Origin of the sequence: Klebsiella sp. CN_Kp097 (genome assembly GCF_040064495.1) — a bacterium.
In the GTDB taxonomy this organism is placed as follows: Bacteria; Pseudomonadota; Gammaproteobacteria; order Enterobacterales; family Enterobacteriaceae; genus Klebsiella; species Klebsiella aerogenes.
Genome location: NZ_JBEAIL010000002.1, coordinates 179,852 through 195,617 on the forward strand (window position 1 = coordinate 179,852; position 15,766 = coordinate 195,617).

Annotated in this window: 13 protein-coding genes; 5 read left to right on the top strand and 8 right to left on the bottom strand. The window is 57.8% G+C overall.

Annotated features, from left to right (window positions below):
• Positions 1–61: 61 nt before the first annotated feature.
• Both ABLV07_RS03035 and dhaR read left to right on the top strand, forming a co-directional pair.
• Positions 62–1,159: a glycerol dehydrogenase gene (locus ABLV07_RS03035; protein ID WP_007372182.1), complete on the top strand. Its 1,098-nt coding sequence runs from the start codon at positions 62–64 to the stop codon at positions 1,157–1,159.
• Between the two features lie 113 nt (positions 1,160–1,272).
• Complete coding sequence (gene dhaR, locus ABLV07_RS03040; protein ID WP_058675850.1) at positions 1,273–3,204, top strand: dihydroxyacetone kinase operon transcriptional regulator DhaR; 1,932 nt, start codon at positions 1,273–1,275, stop codon at positions 3,202–3,204.
• A 10-nt stretch (positions 3,205–3,214) separates the two neighbouring features.
• Here the strand turns inward: dhaR and ABLV07_RS03045 are convergent, their stop codons facing one another.
• Positions 3,215–3,910: a helix-turn-helix domain-containing protein gene (locus ABLV07_RS03045; RefSeq protein ID WP_015369605.1), complete on the bottom strand. Its 696-nt coding sequence runs from the start codon at positions 3,908–3,910 to the stop codon at positions 3,215–3,217.
• A 516-nt stretch (positions 3,911–4,426) separates the two neighbouring features.
• Between ABLV07_RS03045 and ABLV07_RS03050 the strand changes: the two genes are divergently transcribed.
• From ABLV07_RS03050 to ABLV07_RS03060, 3 genes are all read left to right on the top strand, one after another.
• Positions 4,427–6,115 carry an arylsulfatase gene (locus tag ABLV07_RS03050; protein WP_015369607.1) on the top strand — a complete coding sequence of 563 codons (1,689 nt, stop codon included), beginning with the start codon at positions 4,427–4,429 and terminating at the stop codon, positions 6,113–6,115.
• Positions 6,116–6,186: 71 nt separating this feature from the next.
• Positions 6,187–7,449, top strand: coding sequence for an anaerobic sulfatase maturase (locus ABLV07_RS03055; protein WP_058675851.1), 1,263 nt, complete (start codon positions 6,187–6,189; stop codon positions 7,447–7,449).
• A gap of 36 nt (positions 7,450–7,485) precedes the next feature.
• A complete protein-coding gene (locus ABLV07_RS03060; protein WP_058675852.1) occupies positions 7,486–8,481 on the top strand; it encodes an HAD family hydrolase in 996 nt (331 codons plus the stop codon).
• 112 nt (positions 8,482–8,593) lie between these two features.
• On the opposite strand, the gene ABLV07_RS03065 is transcribed toward ABLV07_RS03060, so the two are convergent.
• The 7 genes from ABLV07_RS03065 to ABLV07_RS03095 are packed head-to-tail and all read right to left on the bottom strand — an operon-like array spanning position 8,594 to position 15,712.
• Positions 8,594–9,592, bottom strand: coding sequence for a BatD family protein (locus tag ABLV07_RS03065; protein ID WP_058675853.1), 999 nt, complete (start codon positions 9,590–9,592; stop codon positions 8,594–8,596).
• A complete protein-coding gene (locus tag ABLV07_RS03070; protein WP_058675854.1) occupies positions 9,589–11,112 on the bottom strand; it encodes a VWA domain-containing protein in 1,524 nt (507 codons plus the stop codon). Before ABLV07_RS03070 ends, ABLV07_RS03065 begins: the two co-directional genes overlap by 4 nt.
• Positions 11,109–12,086, bottom strand: a complete 978-nt coding sequence (locus tag ABLV07_RS03075; protein ID WP_058675855.1) for a VWA domain-containing protein — start codon at positions 12,084–12,086, stop codon at positions 11,109–11,111. The genes ABLV07_RS03070 and ABLV07_RS03075 overlap by 4 nt, the downstream gene beginning before the upstream one ends.
• A complete protein-coding gene (locus ABLV07_RS03080; protein WP_045359795.1) occupies positions 12,079–12,519 on the bottom strand; it encodes a DUF4381 family protein in 441 nt (146 codons plus the stop codon). Before ABLV07_RS03080 ends, ABLV07_RS03075 begins: the two co-directional genes overlap by 8 nt.
• A complete protein-coding gene (locus ABLV07_RS03085) occupies positions 12,520–13,422 on the bottom strand; it encodes a DUF58 domain-containing protein (RefSeq protein ID WP_015703540.1) in 903 nt (300 codons plus the stop codon). It lies immediately after the preceding gene.
• The gene (locus ABLV07_RS03090) at positions 13,422–14,420 is read right to left on the bottom strand and encodes a MoxR family ATPase (protein WP_151584285.1); all 999 of its coding nucleotides are present in this window, start codon (positions 14,418–14,420) and stop codon (positions 13,422–13,424) included. The genes ABLV07_RS03085 and ABLV07_RS03090 overlap by 1 nt, the downstream gene beginning before the upstream one ends.
• The gene (locus tag ABLV07_RS03095) at positions 14,417–15,712 is read right to left on the bottom strand and encodes an anaerobic sulfatase maturase (RefSeq protein WP_151584287.1); all 1,296 of its coding nucleotides are present in this window, start codon (positions 15,710–15,712) and stop codon (positions 14,417–14,419) included. Before ABLV07_RS03095 ends, ABLV07_RS03090 begins: the two co-directional genes overlap by 4 nt.
• Between the last annotated feature and the right edge of the window lie 54 nt (positions 15,713–15,766).

Here is a 15,766-nt window from a genome sequence, read left to right on the forward strand (position 1 = left end):
GCCGCGGCATGACGGCCTGGGCTCACGTGTCAACATACGCACTTATTTGAGGGTGAAAGGAATGCTAAAAGTTATTCAATCTCCAGCCAAATATCTCCAGGGACCTGATGCCGCCATGCTGTTTGGCGAATACGCTAAAAACCTGGCCGACAGCTTTTTTGTTATCGCCGATGACTTCGTGATGAAGCTGGCGGGCGACAAAGTATTGAACGGCCTGCATAGCCACAATATTAGCTGCCATGCGGAACGGTTTAACGGCGAGTGCAGCCATGCGGAAATCAACCGCCTGATCGCCATTCTTAAGCAGCACGGCTGCCGCGGCGTGGTGGGTATCGGCGGCGGGAAAACCCTCGATACCGCGAAGGCGATCGGCTATTACCAGAAGCTGCCGGTGGTGGTGATCCCGACAATTGCTTCAACCGATGCGCCGACCAGCGCGCTGTCGGTTATCTACACCGAGGCAGGTGAGTTTGAAGAGTATCTGATCTACCCGAAAAACCCGGATATGGTGGTGATGGACACGGCGATTATCGCCAAAGCGCCGGTACGCTTGCTGGTGGCCGGGATGGGCGATGCGCTCTCCACCTGGTTTGAAGCCAAGGCCTGCTTCGATGCGCGAGCCACCAGCATGGCGGGCGGGCAGTCCACGGCGGCGGCCTTGAGCCTGGCGCGCCTGTGCTATGATACGCTGCTGGCGGAAGGCGAAAAAGCACGCCTGGCGGCTCAGGCTGGAGTGGTGACCGATGCGCTGGAGCGTATTGTCGAAGCCAACACCTATCTGAGCGGTATCGGTTTTGAGAGCAGCGGCCTGGCCGGCGCGCACGCGATTCACAACGGTTTCACCATCCTTGAAGAGTGCCACCATCTATATCACGGCGAAAAAGTCGCTTTCGGCACCCTGGCGCAGCTGGTACTGCAAAATAGCCCGCTGGAAGAGATCGAAACCGTGATGGGCTTCTGTGAAAAAGTCGGCCTGCCGATCACCCTTGCCCAGATGGGCGTGAAAGAGGGTATCGAAAGCAAAATCCACGCGGTGGCGAAAGCCACCTGCGCGGAAGGCGAAACCATCCACAATATGCCGTTCCCGGTCACCGCGGATAGCGTCTACGCCGCCATCCTTACCGCGGACCTGCTTGGGCAGCAGTGGCTGGCGCGTTAAGTCTTTCACAAGGTCCTATGCCGCGGCGCATTGCGGCATCAACTCCTCCCTCCGGCAGCCGCTGCCGGAGGGTTTTGTCGTTTTAACTGTGTTAACTCCAGCGGAAAAGGGATATGACAGCTCAGACTCAGGGTGCGGAAAATGAAGTTTCAGCCGTTATCAGCCAGTCGTGGCATCGCTGCAGCAAATTTATGCAGCGTGAAACCTGGCAGGCGCCGCATCAGGCGCAGGGGCTGACCTTTGAATCGATCTGCCGTCGCAAAACCGCGCTGCTGACCATCGGCCAGGCGGCGCTGGAAGATGCGTGGGAGTTTATGGCCAACCGTTCCTGCGCGCTGTTCATCCTTGATGAGTCGGCCTGTATTCTGAGCCGCTGTGGTAATCCGCAGACCCTGGAACAGCTGGCGGAACTGGGATTTCGCGACGGCAGCTACTGCGCGGAGAGCATTATCGGCACCTGCGCGCTGTCGCTGGCCTCGATGCTCGGGCAGCCGGTCAACACCGCGGGCGGCGAGCACTTTAAGCAGGCGCTGCGGCGCTGGTCGTTCAGTTCGACGCCGGTGTTCGATAACCATGGCCGCCTGTTTGGATCGATTTCGCTATGCTGCCTGCGCGAAGAGTGGGCTCCGGCGGATCTGTCGCTGACCTTGGCCATCGCCCGCGAAGTGGGTAACTCGCTGCTTACCGACAGCCTGCTGGCGGAATCTAACCGCCACCTTAATCAAATGTACGGCCTGCTGGAAAGTATGGATGACGGGGTGATGGCGTGGAACGAGCAGGGAGTGCTGCAGTTTCTCAACGTGCAGGCAGCCACGCTGCTGCATCTCGATACCCAGGCCAGCCAGGGGCGAAATATCAATGAGTTGCTGACCCTGCCGGCGTTGCTGCGCCGCGCGATTAAACAGGCCCGCGGCCTTAATCATGTGGAAGTGACCTTCGAGAGCCAGCATCAGTTTATCGACGCGGTGATCACCCTGAAGCCTATCGTGGAGGAGCAGGGCAATAGCTTTATTTTACTGCTCCACCCGGTGGAGCAGATGCGTCAATTAATGACCAGCCAATTGGGCAAAGTGAGCCATACCTTCGAACAGATGTCGGCGGATGACCCGGAAACCCGCAGGCTGATCCACTTTGGCCGCCAGGCGGCGCGCGGCGCTTTCCCGGTGCTGCTGTGCGGCGAGGAAGGGGTGGGTAAAGAATTACTGAGCCAGGCTATCCATAACGAAAGCGAGCGGGCGCCGGGCCCGTATATTTCGGTTAACTGCCAGCTGTACGCCGACAGCGTACTGGGACAGGATTTTATGGGCAGCGCGCCAACCGACGATGAAAATGGCCGCCTCAGCCGACTCGAACTGGCTAACGGCGGCACGCTGTTCCTGGAAAAAATAGAGTATCTTGCCCCCGAACTGCAGTCGGCGCTGCTGCAGGTGATAAAACAGGGCGTGCTGACGCGTCTTGATGCCCGACGGCTGATTCCGGTAGATGTGAAAGTGATCGCCACAACCACCGTCGACCTCGCCAACCTGGTGGAGCAGAACCGCTTTAGCCGCCAGCTGTACTATGCGCTGCATTCGTTTGAGATAGTCATTCCGCCGCTGCGGGCGCGGCGCGGCAGCATTCCTTCGCTGGTGCATAGCCGTCTGCGTCGGCTGGAGAAACGCTTTTCATCGCGGCTGAAGGTCGATGACGACGCGCTGGCCCAACTGACCGCCTACCCGTGGCCGGGCAACGATTTTGAGCTTAATAGCATTATTGAGAATATCGCGATGAGCAGCGATAACGGGCATATCCGCTTAAGCAATCTCCCCGAACATCTCTTCTCTACCCGGCCTGGTAGCGAAACGGCCTCATCGCTACTGCCGTCGAGCCTGTCTTTCAGCGCCATCGAGAAAGAGGCGATTATCCAGGCGGCGCGAGTGACCAACGGCCGGGTACAGGAGATGTCGCAGTTGCTGAATATTGGCCGTACCACGCTGTGGCGCAAGATGAAGCAGTACGATATCGACGCCGGGCAGTTTAAGCGCCGGGGGCAGGATAAGAGTTAAGCCAACGGCGTTAATATTTTTCCGGCAGCTCGTTGACAATATCGACGAGCTCGCCGTTTTTCATCGTGATATAGCCGCCGTTTTTCAGATCGGAAAGTACCTGAAACAGATAGCTACGCGACATTTTTGTGCGTCGCAGGATAAAGTTCGCCAGGCTCGGGTCGTGTAATACACCCTCATTTTTCTGCTTGAGATAGCGATAAATCATGGAGCGAATGACAAAATAGCGGGTGCCAATAGCTCTTTCGTCATGCGCATCGAGCAAAAACGCCAGCGTGATGGCCATCATGTTCATCAGGAAGGTGAATTTATCGGGCTGAGTAAAATGTTTCTCAAAGTATTCGAGATTACAGCTGAACACTTTGACATTTTTTTTGGCGGTATAGTGCAGCTGAATACCCGGGCCATAACTTTCGACAATACCAAAAAACATTCCTTTGATGCCTTTGCCGACCTGAAACAACTTTTTCGCCTGGGTTTTCGCTTTTCCTGGGGCGAGAATAAAGTTGTGCTCCTGCATCTCAACGGCAATAACGCCCTCAAGAACAATAATAATCTCGCCTGTACTCAGGGTGAAAGACGTATCATCGGCAATCTGGCGTATATTACTGCTATGACTTAATGAGTCTATCGCCTTTATATTCTTTGAAATCATCTTATTATATTCATCGATGATGTGGGAATAGGGCGTTTGAATACGACTCATCTTCTCTCCGGGCTTAACTCTACCGCTTTATTACTCTTTGCTATTTTGCAGTGGCGATACTTTATATTTTGATGGCGCGAAATTACGCCTGATACAAAATATCTAAATTTAAATGCTGGCGCCAGATAGCAGGCGACACTTTTAGAGTCCGTTAACGGACTGATCTATCGCTCTTTTTAAAACACTCACTTAGACTGTTTTAGTGGGTAGTTGGGCTTCTTTTTTTAGTAACTAAGAATCCACTTAAATATTGAATGATAATATTGCTTTTGCGGCGGGTTTCTTTAGCGAAACGGTGATAGTGATTCGCTTTGCATTAATTAAAAAATAAAACCAGAACCTGTGGATTTTTATTGCTTTCTCTACTTCACTTAAGCGGAATCGCCTCAGTAGCGACAACAACATTTGCCGATGTCGCTCATCTCATATTGAGACTTATCTAATCTGACAATGCCTGCCTGATATTAGCCAAATCGTAAGTTAAATCAGGCGCATGCTGAGCAATGAGGTTTGAAGATGAATAAAAAATACAAGGGTATCGGCGTGCTGGCTTTTGCCGCCGGTTCGTTATTACCCGGCGCGACGGCCAATGCCGCCGATCAAAATGCGGCTGGCCCCAGCGATGGTGCGGCAAAGAAGCCCAATATTATCCTGATCGTCTCTGACGATACCGGCTATGGCGACCTCGGCGTCTACGGCGGCGGCGAAGGCCGCGGTATGCCGACGCCAAACCTCGACAGAATGGCCGATGAGGGGATGACCTTTTTCGACTTCTACGGCCAGCCGAGCAGTACGCCGGGCCGCGCGGCGATGCAGACCGGGCGCATTCCCAACCGCAGCGGTATGACCACCGTGGCTTTCCAGGGGCAGGGCGGCGGTTTACCGAAAGAAGAGTGGACGCTGGCCTCGGTACTGAAAACCGGCGGCTATAAAACCTTCTTTACCGGTAAGTGGCACCTCGGCGAAGCCGATTACGCGTTACCTAATGCTCAGGGCTACGACGAAATGAAATACGTCGGCCTCTACCACCTGAACGCCTATACCTATGCCGACCCGACCTGGTTCCCGGATATGGATCCGCAACTGCGTGAAATGTTTACCCGTGTCACCCGCGGCGCGCTCTCCGGCAAGGCGGGCGAAGCGCCGAAGGAAGAGTTCAAAATTAACGGCCAGTATGTGAATACCCCGGTCGTTGATGGCAAAGAGGGCGTGGTCGGGATCCCATTCTTCGACCGCTACGTCGAGAAGGCCTCGCTGGACTATCTCGAAGCAAACGCAAAATCTTCCGAACCGTTCTTCATGAGCATCAACTTTATGAAGAACCACCAGCCGAACATGCCGGATCCGGATTACGTCGGCAAGTCGATGTCGAAGAGCAAATACGCCGACTCGATGGTGGAAATGGATGCCCGCGTTGGCCATATCATGGATAAGCTGCGCGAGTTGGGGATCGATAAAAACACCCTTGTGGTATGGACCACCGATAACGGCGCCTGGCAGGACGTCTATCCGGATGCCGGCTATACGCCATTCCGCGGCACCAAAGGCACCGACCGCGAGGGCGGCAGCCGCGTTCCGGCTATCGCCTGGTGGCCGGGCAAGATTAAAGAGCATAGCCGTAACCACGATATCGTTGGCGGCCTCGATCTAATGGCGACCTTTGCTTCGGTGGCCGGGATTAAATTACCCACCAAAGATCGTGCCGGGCAGCCGATTATCTTCGATAGCTACGATATTTCACCGGTACTGTTTGGCACCGGTAAAGATCCGCGTACCTCCTGGTTCTACTTCACTGAAAATGAGCTGACCCCGGGGGCGGCGCGCGTCGGTCACTATAAGGCGGTGTTTAACCTGCGCGGCGATAACGGCGCGAAAACCGGCGGCCTGGCGGTGGATTCCAACCTCGGCTGGAAAGGGCCGGAGTCGTATGTCGCAACGGTGCCGCAGATTTTCGACCTCTGGCAGGATCCGCAGGAACGCTACGATATCTTTATGAACAACTATACCGAGCATACCTGGACGCTGGTGACCTTCAATGAAGCCATCACTAAGTTGATGAAAACCTACGTCGAGTATCCGCCGCGTAAGCCGCAGAGCGAAGCCTACAGTGGGCCGATTACCCTGTCGCAGTATCAACGCTTTAGTAATATCCGCGAGCAGTTACAAAAAGAAGGGTTCCAGTTGGCGATGCCGACCGGTAATTAAAATGACGTTGGCCCGGGCGAGATGTCCGGGCCTTTTGCTGTTTTGAGCATTCTAGATATAGGTTCTGGTCGATGAAAAAAAGCACCACCATTCCATTAACGCCATTACAGAATCAGGGGCGCTATCTGCCCGCCTATAAACGCCGCTATCACATGATGGCGAAACCCAGCGGCTCCACCTGCAACCTGGACTGTCAATACTGTTTTTATCTGCATAAAGAGCAGCTTTTACATCAGCCGCACGACAAAGGAATGAGCGACGAGGTACTGGAGAATTTCATTCGTCAGTACATCCAAAGCCAGGACGGCGAAGAGATTATTTTCTCCTGGCAGGGCGGCGAGCCAACCCTGATGGGACTGGAGTTTTTCGAAAAGGTCGTTGAGCTGCAAAAGAAATATCAGCCGAAGCACCAGCGCATTGAGAACGATCTGCAGACCAATGGCGTGCTGATTAACGATAAGTGGGCCGCCTTCTTGAAGGCGCATAACTTCCTGGTCGGGGTATCGATCGATGGCCCGCGCGAGATCCACGATCGCTTCCGCGTGACGCGCAGCGGCAAGCCGACCTTCGATAAGGTTATGGAAGGGATCGCGGCGCTGAAGCGCCACGGCGTGCCGTTCAACGCGCTGGCAGTCGTTAACCGGGTGAATGCCCGTTTCCCGCGCGAGGTATATCGTTTTCTTACCCGTGAACTCGGTGCCACCTATATCCAGTTTACGCCCTGCGTAGAGGCCGCCGAGTTTAAAACCACCGCGCCGCAGTTCTGGCGCGAAGAGACGATCCCCATCACCGGCAGCCGCCGGGCGAAACCGGGCGATCTGGATTCTATCGTCACCGACTGGTCGGTGGATCCGGACGATTGGGGACATTTTCTGACCGAAGCTTTTGATGAGTGGGTGACCTGTGATCTGGGCCGCGTGCAGGTGAATTTGTTCGAAACCGCCGTGGTACAGACTATGGGGCTTCCATCCCAGTTATGCATCACCGCGCCGTTTTGCGGTAAGGCGCTGGCGATTGAGAAAAACGGCGACGTCTACTCCTGCGATCACTACGTCTACCCGGAATATAAGCTTGGCAATATTAAGGCGCATAAGCTGGCGCATATGGTCTTTTCCGAGCGGCAGAAAGTGTTTGGGATAGGCAAGAAAGAGACGCTGCCCGCCTACTGCAAAAGCTGCCCGCATCTGAATTTATGCTGGGGCGAATGCCCGAAAAACCGCATCGTGCGCGCCCCGGACGGCGAAGAAGGGCTCAATTATTTGTGTCCTGGCTTTCGCCATTTTTACGCGACGGTTAAACCGACGCTTGAGAAGATTGCCGCCATGCTGAAGTAGGTCTGGTTTTTGGCGGTGGAATAAGAAGGAAAAACAATGAAAAAAACAGTACTGCTCAGCATGCTGCTATTGAGCTTCACCAGCGCGGCAGCCACCGATATGCTGCCGGCATGGAAAGATACCCCTGCTAAACAGGCGATTGAGCAATGGGTGCAGGGGGCGACGCGTGAAGGCGGGGCGGACTTTATTCCGCTGGATAAGCGCTACGTGGTTTTTGATAATGACGGCACCCTGTGGCCGGAAGCGCCGCTGACTTTCCAACTACAGTTCGCGGTGGATGAAGTGAAACGGCTGGCGCCCGAACATCCGGAGTGGAAAAAGGATCCGCTGGTGGCGGCGGTACTGAACAACGATTTGAAAACGGTAGCGGCGGGCGGCGAAAAAGGGTTGCTCAAGCTGCTGGCGTTAACCCATAGCGGCATGACCACCGAAGAGTTTAGTCAGCGGGTCAGCGCATGGTTTGACAGCCATCAGGATAAACGTACCGGCTGCCGCTATGACCAGTTAGGATATCAGCCGATGCGCCAACTGCTGGATTATCTGCGCGCCAATGGCTTTAAAACGTGGATCGTTTCAGGCGGCGGGATTGATTTTATGCGGGTGGTATCGGAAAAAATGTACGGTATCCCGCCGGAGCAGGTTATCGGTTCGTTCGCGCTCAGTGAGTTTAGTCTGACGGACGATGGCACCGAGCTTCGCAAGACGATGAAAGGCGCATTTAATGATGATGCCGCGGCCAAGCCGGTGGCGATCCACCTGTTTATGGGGCAGCGCCCGGTTGCGGCTTTCGGCAACAGCGATGGCGATCTGGCGATGCTGCAGTACACCGCCGCCAACCCAAACTATAAAACCTTCGAGCTGCTGGTGCACCATACCGATGCGGCGCGGGAGTATGCCTACGACAGCCATCCTTCCGCCAGCGGCAAGCTGGTGAAAGGATTGACCGAGGCGAAACAGAAGGGCTGGACGGTTGTCGATATGCAGCAGGACTGGAAGACGGTATACGACCCGGCGCAGTGTCAGGCGAAATAAAAAACGCCGCCGGGCAATGGCGGTGAGTTCGGAACCGTATTTTTGCCGGATGGCGGCTGCGCCTTATCCGGCCTACGAATCGTATCCGGTCAACCGCCGGGAAGTGCTTTGTCTAAGGGGCCAGCGGTGGTAACGGCTGCGGCTGCCAGAAACGCCGCCAGCGTCGACTAATGCCGAGAAGCGTTCGATAACACCAGCGGCGGCCAAACCATCCGCCTCCGACCGCGGCAGCGGCAATCACTATCCACATCAGGCTCTGCCAGGTGACCATCCCCGTGGTACCGCGCAGCGCTTGCTCCGCGCCGCCCTGTCGCGCCGCGGCGACGTTCAACGTTTCTCCCGCCAGCTTCGCCGTTCGCCATTGATGATTAACGGTATCCCACCAGCGCAAGCTAATCGGTGGTAGCGTCAGCGTGCCGCTATGGCTGGGCAGATAACGCAGCCGCTCCACCCGATGAGCGCCTATGATATCGCCGCGCTCGCTTTTTAATGCCTCACTGACCGGCGCCAGACGCTGGCTTTCGCTACCGTTAATGGCGTACAGCAGCGGTGGAATTTGCCCCGGTAGCGCATCCCGCGCCTCGACGGTCACGATACGGTCAACGACATCACCAACCCGCAGCGTGGCGTCTTTCCCCGCGTGGTACTGTTGAATTTGCTGGCTGAGCGTCAGCTGGCTGGCCGGTAAAAAATGGTCCGCCTGAGTGGTATTGGCCGGCCAGTTTACCGGGCGTTCCAGCGCCGGAAGATGTACCGTGACCGGCGCCTGATTGGCGGAGGTCGCGGTAATGTCGATCGCCGGCAGGCGCAGCACGCCCTGCTGCCAGGCGCTGACCTGACGTTCAAGGCGAATGCCGCTCCAGACGATCCCGTTCTTTTTGCGCGTCACCAGCTGTGAAGGCAACGCGGTATTCAGAAGTTCGCCGTTTTTGACGGCAAACTCGGGCCACTGCGGCGGCGGGTTAAACCAGCTATCGGTCCACCAGGTGATCGCCACCCGAACCGGCTGGCCGGGGACGATCTGCGCCGGCGCTTCCAGTTCACGGGTGATATCCATCGCCGCATGCGCCGGAAGCGTGGCAACCAGCAGAAAAAGTAGCGCTTTGTTCATGGTGCGGTATCTCCTGAGCCGTTGCGATACAGGCTTTTCAGTAGCCCGGTAGGCGAAACATCCAGCGCATCAAACCATTGATTAACCTGCGGACTCTCCCCGGCAATAGCGCCGATTTGCTGCTGATCGATGCCCTGGTTTTTCTGCAGGTCGTGGACCAGCTTATCCGGGCCGTCGTCCATCGCATCGCCCTGCGCCTGTTGGCGCTCGCGCTCTTGCTGGCGAATGCCCATCACAATCTGCGAGATTTTATCGCGATTTTGCAGCGCCATGGACCAGTCAGGATGTAGGTAGAGGGCGCGATCGTAGCTGTCGAGCGCCTGCTGCCACTGCTTTTGCTGAGCATAGCTGTTGCCCAGCCACAGCAAGGTTTCCGCGGTTGGCGGCGCGGCGCGAAACGCGCTGGCGGCGGCAGGATAGTCGCCCGCCCGATACCAGGCGATACCTTGCCATAACGGATCGCGATAATGCCCGGCGGCAGCGGCGTAGTCGCCGCGGCGAAAGGCGTGCTGCCCCTGAATATCGGGGCGAACCCAGGCATCGAGCCAGGCGGCATCGCTGTGCGGCGACCACAGCAGCGCGGGAAATAGTAGCGCTACCATCAGTAACTGGCGTCGCCAGAACAGCAGCAGGAACAGCATCGGCGCGATCAGCAGGTAGCCGCTGTTTTTCCAGTGCAGATCCTCGCGGGCGTTATTTTGCTGAGTCACCGATTGTTGAATGTGGCTGGCGATGATCGGCAGATCGTCGCCATCATCGCTGGCCAGCGTCACCGGGATCCCGGCGTCGCGCAACTGGCGGAAACGATCGACGTTCAGCCGGGTATCGATGCCGAGGCTGGCATACTTATCCGGCAGCGTTCCACCCGCGGCGGTGCCGGGTACCCAAATTTGCAGCGGTAGATGTTGCCCTTTCAGCCAGGTGACATCGGCAGGCGACAGGGTATCGGCAACGAGGATTAGGCTACGCGGGCTGTCTTTGTCTGTAGGCAGATTTTTTAACGCCAGTGCGACGGCCTGCGGCAGGGCGGAACCGCTACCTTCCGGCAGCAAAGAGGGCGACTGGGCGTTGAGAAATAGCTGATAAAACTGCGGATCCTGGGTTAACGGCGTGGTGAGAAAGGCCTGGCTACTGTAGACCACCAGACCGAAATGCGAACCGGGCTGCTGTTGCATCAGCGCGGCGATTTTATGCTGCATGCGCTGATGACGCGAGGGGGGAAGATCCTGGGCATACATCGCCAGATCCTGCTGCAGAATCACCATCACGTTGCTTTGCGGCGTCAGCGCCGCCGGGAGTTCGCGCTGCCAGCTTGGGCCCGCCAGTGCGATGACACCGAGTGTGAGTAGCCACGGCAGCAGCCGGGTTAACCTGCGACGGCGTTGAATAATCAACGCGCGAAAAGGTTTATCCATTAGCGTTGACCAGGCGGAAGCGCCATAGCCAGGAAGCCAGGCCACCAGCACACACAGCAGCAGCGCAGTTAAGCGCCACGGATAGAGGAAATGAAAATCGCTCATGCCATTTTCTCCCTGAGGACACGGCCGCAGGCGGCCAGCAGTAGCAATAGCAGCGCGACGGCGAGCGGCCACGGATAGAGCGCCTGATGCCAGGACCAGCCGAGGCTTTTGACCTGCGCCGGAGTGAGGGCGTCGATTTGTTGCCAGACGCTATCCAGCGCGCTGCCGGAATGCGCGGCGGTCCAGCTCTGGCCGCCGGTGGTTTTCGCGATGCGCTGCAGTAGCGGCAAATCGACTTTGTCTTTGCTGGTATCGCTGCGGTCGCCGAAGGCGATGGTATGAACCCGGACATGGTGGTCGGCAGCAAGCTTTGCCGCCAGTTCAGGCGACAGCTGCGAAGCGGTATCATTGCCGTCGGTGAGTAAAATCGCCAGCTTATCGGCCTGCTTATCGGGGCCATTATCCAGCACCTTAACCGCCACGCCCAGCGCATCGCCGATAGCGGTTTGCTGGCCAATCATGCCCGGCGCCAGCTGATTGATGCGCGTTTGCAGCGCCTGTTTATCTTCGCTTATCGGGGCGAAGGGCCAGGCTTTGCTGGCGAAGATGACCATGCCGATGCGGTCGGATTGGCGGGCGGCGACAAACTTGCGCACCGATTGCTGTACCGCCTGCAGGCGTGTATTACCGCCCTGGACGTCATTTTTCGCCATTGACCCGGAGACATCGAGGATCAGCACGATATCGCGCATCGGCTTGCTGACGTACTGCGGCGGCGTCAGGTATTCCGGCTGCGCCAGCGCGCAGACCAGCAGCGACCAGATAAGCCAGAACAGCACGGCGCTGGCCCCACTTCCGCGTTTTGGCCGGGTATCGAGCTGTAGCGCGTCAATGAGCGAGGGTAAAAACGGTACCCGCACGCGCTCGTCGGTGGTTTTTGCCGGTAGCGGGAGAAAACGAGTGAGCAGCGGCAGCGCCAGCAGTAGCGCGGCCCAGGGCCAGGCGAAATCAATGTGGGCGAGCCATTCAGACATGTGGAAGCTCCTTTAGCCACTGCGCCAGCTGAGCGCGAAGCCGCGCCGTCTGCTGGTCGTTCAGGGCGTTGTCGGCCCGGCAGTAGCGGGCGATGAGCTGGTCGCGCAGGTCAGCATCCAGCGTCAACGACGCCAGCACGGCTTCCGGCGCCAGCGTTTGGCTAACCGTCTGGCGCGGCTGGTGGACCAGCTGCACCCGTTTAATCAACTGCATCCAGCTATCGACGGTATGCGGATGATTGAGCGCCAGCAGCGCTTCTCGTCGCCAGCGGTTGCGCCGCCAGCGGGCGTAGCGGATAAGCAGGAACAGCGCCGCCAGGCCTACGGCAATCGCGAGCAGAATCAGCCAGCCGATTGGTAGCGGAAACCAGCTGGGGGCGGGGGGCAGCGCGGGCGTTAGTAGCTCCGGCACCGCATAGCCTTTCTCAAACATTTAAAGCCCTTTTTGTAACTGGCGCAGCAGGTCCTGAGTTACCGTCAGATGATTAACCCGAATACCCAACTGGTTGAGTTGCTGCTGCTGACGCGCCAGCCGACCGATGATGTGTTGACGAATATCGGCGCTGAGCGCGGAGGTGAGGGTGACGCTGGCGCTGCGCCCGCCGTAGCAGGCGGCCAGCGTGCCGGAGCGCGGCAGGCGAAGGTGTAAGTCGTCGAACAGCACAAATGCGCTGACCTCGCAGCGACGGCGCAGATGCGCCAGCATGGCCTTCGCTTGGGCGTCGAGATCGTGAAAATCGCTGAGGATAGCGACCCAGGCGCCGCGTGGAATCGCGCTGGCGGCGCGTTGTAACGCCTGCGCTAGCGTCTGCGTGCGCTCAGGTTCGTGAGGATATTGCTGCGCCAGTAGCTGGTTGTAATGCGTCAGATTATCCAGCAGCGCTGGCAGCGTGCGCCGTGGCGCGCTGCATGGTTGCAGCGCCAGCGTGGTATCGTTAAACACCAGGCTGCCGAGACGATCGCCATCATGATGGCTACGCCAGGCCAGTAGCGCGGCGGTTTTGGCCGCGGCGCTCGCTTTAGTTTGCCCGCGGGTGGCGAAATGCATATCTAATCGTTGGTCGACCAGCAAAAAGACCGGGCGTTCGCGCTCTTCATTGTACTGGCGCACCCACGGCGTACGCAGACGGGCGGTCGTCTGCCAGTCGATCATGCGTACGTCGTCGCCGGGTTGATAACGACGCAGGCTGTCGAAGTTGAGCCCACGGCCCTGCTGGCGGGAGGCGCGTTCGCCGGACAGCGCGCCCGGCGGGATCTGCCCCGGCGGGTTAGCCATCAACCGCGCCTGCGGCCCGAGGTCGAGCAGCATCTGGCGATTCACGCAGAGTTCGTTCATTAGATCACCACGGCGTTCAGCAGCATGGTAATCACATCGTCGGCGCTGCAACCATCGGCGCTGGCCTGATAGCTCAGCATCAAGCGGTGGCGCATCACCGCCGGGGCGATAAAACGCACGTCTTCCGGGCGAACCGCGTCACGTCCCGCGAGCCAGGCCTGCGCGCGGGCGCAGCGCTCCAGCGCTAAGGTGCCTCGCGGGCTCAGGCCGTAAGCCAGATAGCTGGCTAACTGCTCGCTGATGTGCTGCGGCTGGCGGGTGGCGTTGACCAGTTCGACTATCCAGGTTTCGATAATCGGCGCGACGTGGATGGCGCTTATCTCCTGCCAGCAGGAGGCGATCTCCTGTTGGCTGAACCGCAGTGATTCCGCTTCCGGCGCGGGGGCGGTTTTTGCCGCTACGCCATATTTCGCCTGTTGCTCGGCGCGAACCAGCTGCATCACCTGCTGCTCATGCTCTTTTGATGGATAGTCGACCTGTACTTTCATCAGAAAGCGGTCGAGCTGGGCTTCCGGTAGCGGCCAGGTGCCTTCCTGGTCGACGGGGTTCTGCGTCGCCAGCACCATAAACACGCCCGGCAGCGGCCAGCTTTTGCCCGCCACGGTGACGTGGCGCTCTTCCATCGCCTCCAGCAGCGCCGACTGCACGCGGGCCGAGGCGCGGTTGATTTCGTCCGCCAGAATCATGTTGCCGAAAACCGGTCCCGGGCGAAAACGAAACTGCTCCTCTTCGCGGCTGGCATTTTGCTGATAAATCTCGCTGCCGGTGATATCTGATGGCAGCAGATCCGGAGTGAACTGGATACGGCGAAACTCGCCGGCGATATGTCGCGCCAGCTCGCGGACGGCGCGGGTCTTCGCCAGCCCCGGCAGCCCTTCGAGCAGGATATGCCCATCACAGAGCAGGGCGATAAGCAGCATGCGAACGACGTTTTCCTGGCCGAGCACCTGCGCATTCATGCGCTGCTCCAGCTGTAGCATTTTCTCGCGAAGATTCATCGGCTAACTCCTTTAAAATCGCGTTTCACCAGGGTGACGATGCCCGCCAGAATCGGCTCGGCATAGTTGAAAAAGGCTTTAATGCCCGGGCAGAGATAGTTCAAACCGGCTTCGCCGTCGGTGGTGAGCACCAGACGGTTTTTCGGGCACTCGCCGTGGCAAAGCTTCAGGTAAGGGCACTGCTTGCACTGCTGGGGCAGCGTGTCGCATTTACCCATACCGAAAGCCTGCTGACGTTCGGAGAAAGCCATTCGCGCCAGGCTGTTATCGGCGATATTGCCGATTTGATACTCCGGATAGACGTAGTGGTCGCAGGAGAAAACATCGCCGTTTTTCTCAACCGCGAGCCCTTTGCCGCAAAACTCCGCGGTGGTGCAAATTTGCGCCGGCATGCCCATCATCTGGGCGACGGCGGTTTCGAACAGATTGACCTGGACGCGGCCAAGGTCGTTGTTCACCCACTCTTCGAAGGTGGCGATCAGGAAGCGTCCCCAATCGTCCGGGTCGACCGACCAGTCGGTGACGATGGAGTCTAAATCGCCGGGGCGTGCGCGGCGGCTGCCGACGGTGGGGATACTGTCATCACGCCAGAAATGAGGCGCGGTCTGGGTAAAGTCCACTGGTTCGACGCAGGGGTTAAACTGCACGTAGGTCGCCCCCAGTTCGCGGGTAACAAAGCGGTAAACCTCTAACGGGAAACGGGCGTTGGTGCGGTTGACGGTGACCAGCGCATTGAATGGAACGCCGTGGCGCTTCAGGGCGTCGACGCCGGCCATCACTCTATCAAACGTTGGTTTGCCGCTGCGGGTGATGCGATAGCGGTCGTGCAACTCTCGCGGGCCGTCAATCGACAGGCCGACAAGGAATTGATTCGCTTTGAGGAATTCAGCCCAGGCATCGTTAATCAGGATACCGTTGGTTTGCAGATCGTTTTCGATCCGCTGGCCGGGCTTTTTATATTGCTGCTGGAATTTCACCACTTTGTGGAAAAACTCCAGTCCCATCAGGGTCGGTTCGCCGCCCTGCCAGGAGAAGACCACCTGTTCGCCATCCTGACCATCGATGTACTGGCGGATAAAGTTTTCCAGCGTTTCATCGCTCATATAGCTGCGCTTTTCCTGCTGGAGTAAGTGTTCTTTGTGCAGGTAAAAGCAGTAGCTACAATCGAGATTACAGGCGGAGCCGGTGGGTTTCGCCATCACATGAAAGCGACGTTGGTAGGCGGGGCCGTTACCCGCGTACTTTTCTGCCGAAGGTAATGCGTTAACAGGCACGGTGGTGCTGTGTTTCATAAATAACTCCCGGATTAGTCAGGTCGAGGGTAAGGCGAGAAGAAAACAGGGCGG

Excerpts from the sequence above, each read along its gene's own strand:
- ABLV07_RS03035 (WP_007372182.1), top strand. The coding sequence starts at position 62 with ATGCTAAAAGTTATTCAATCTCCAGCCAAATATCTCCAGGGACCTGAT.
- dhaR (WP_058675850.1), top strand. The coding sequence starts at position 1,273 with ATGACAGCTCAGACTCAGGGTGCGGAAAATGAAGTTTCAGCCGTTATC.
- ABLV07_RS03045 (WP_015369605.1), bottom strand. The coding sequence starts at position 3,910 with ATGAGTCGTATTCAAACGCCCTATTCCCACATCATCGATGAATATAAT.
- ABLV07_RS03050 (WP_015369607.1), top strand. The coding sequence starts at position 4,427 with ATGAATAAAAAATACAAGGGTATCGGCGTGCTGGCTTTTGCCGCCGGT.
- ABLV07_RS03055 (WP_058675851.1), top strand. The coding sequence starts at position 6,187 with ATGAAAAAAAGCACCACCATTCCATTAACGCCATTACAGAATCAGGGG.
- ABLV07_RS03060 (WP_058675852.1), top strand. The coding sequence starts at position 7,486 with ATGAAAAAAACAGTACTGCTCAGCATGCTGCTATTGAGCTTCACCAGC.
- ABLV07_RS03065 (WP_058675853.1), bottom strand. The coding sequence starts at position 9,592 with ATGAACAAAGCGCTACTTTTTCTGCTGGTTGCCACGCTTCCGGCGCAT.
- ABLV07_RS03070 (WP_058675854.1), bottom strand. The coding sequence starts at position 11,112 with ATGAGCGATTTTCATTTCCTCTATCCGTGGCGCTTAACTGCGCTGCTG.
- ABLV07_RS03075 (WP_058675855.1), bottom strand. The coding sequence starts at position 12,086 with ATGTCTGAATGGCTCGCCCACATTGATTTCGCCTGGCCCTGGGCCGCG.
- ABLV07_RS03080 (WP_045359795.1), bottom strand. The coding sequence starts at position 12,519 with ATGTTTGAGAAAGGCTATGCGGTGCCGGAGCTACTAACGCCCGCGCTG.
- ABLV07_RS03085 (WP_015703540.1), bottom strand. The coding sequence starts at position 13,422 with ATGAACGAACTCTGCGTGAATCGCCAGATGCTGCTCGACCTCGGGCCG.
- ABLV07_RS03090 (WP_151584285.1), bottom strand. The coding sequence starts at position 14,420 with ATGAATCTTCGCGAGAAAATGCTACAGCTGGAGCAGCGCATGAATGCG.
- ABLV07_RS03095 (WP_151584287.1), bottom strand. The coding sequence starts at position 15,712 with ATGAAACACAGCACCACCGTGCCTGTTAACGCATTACCTTCGGCAGAA.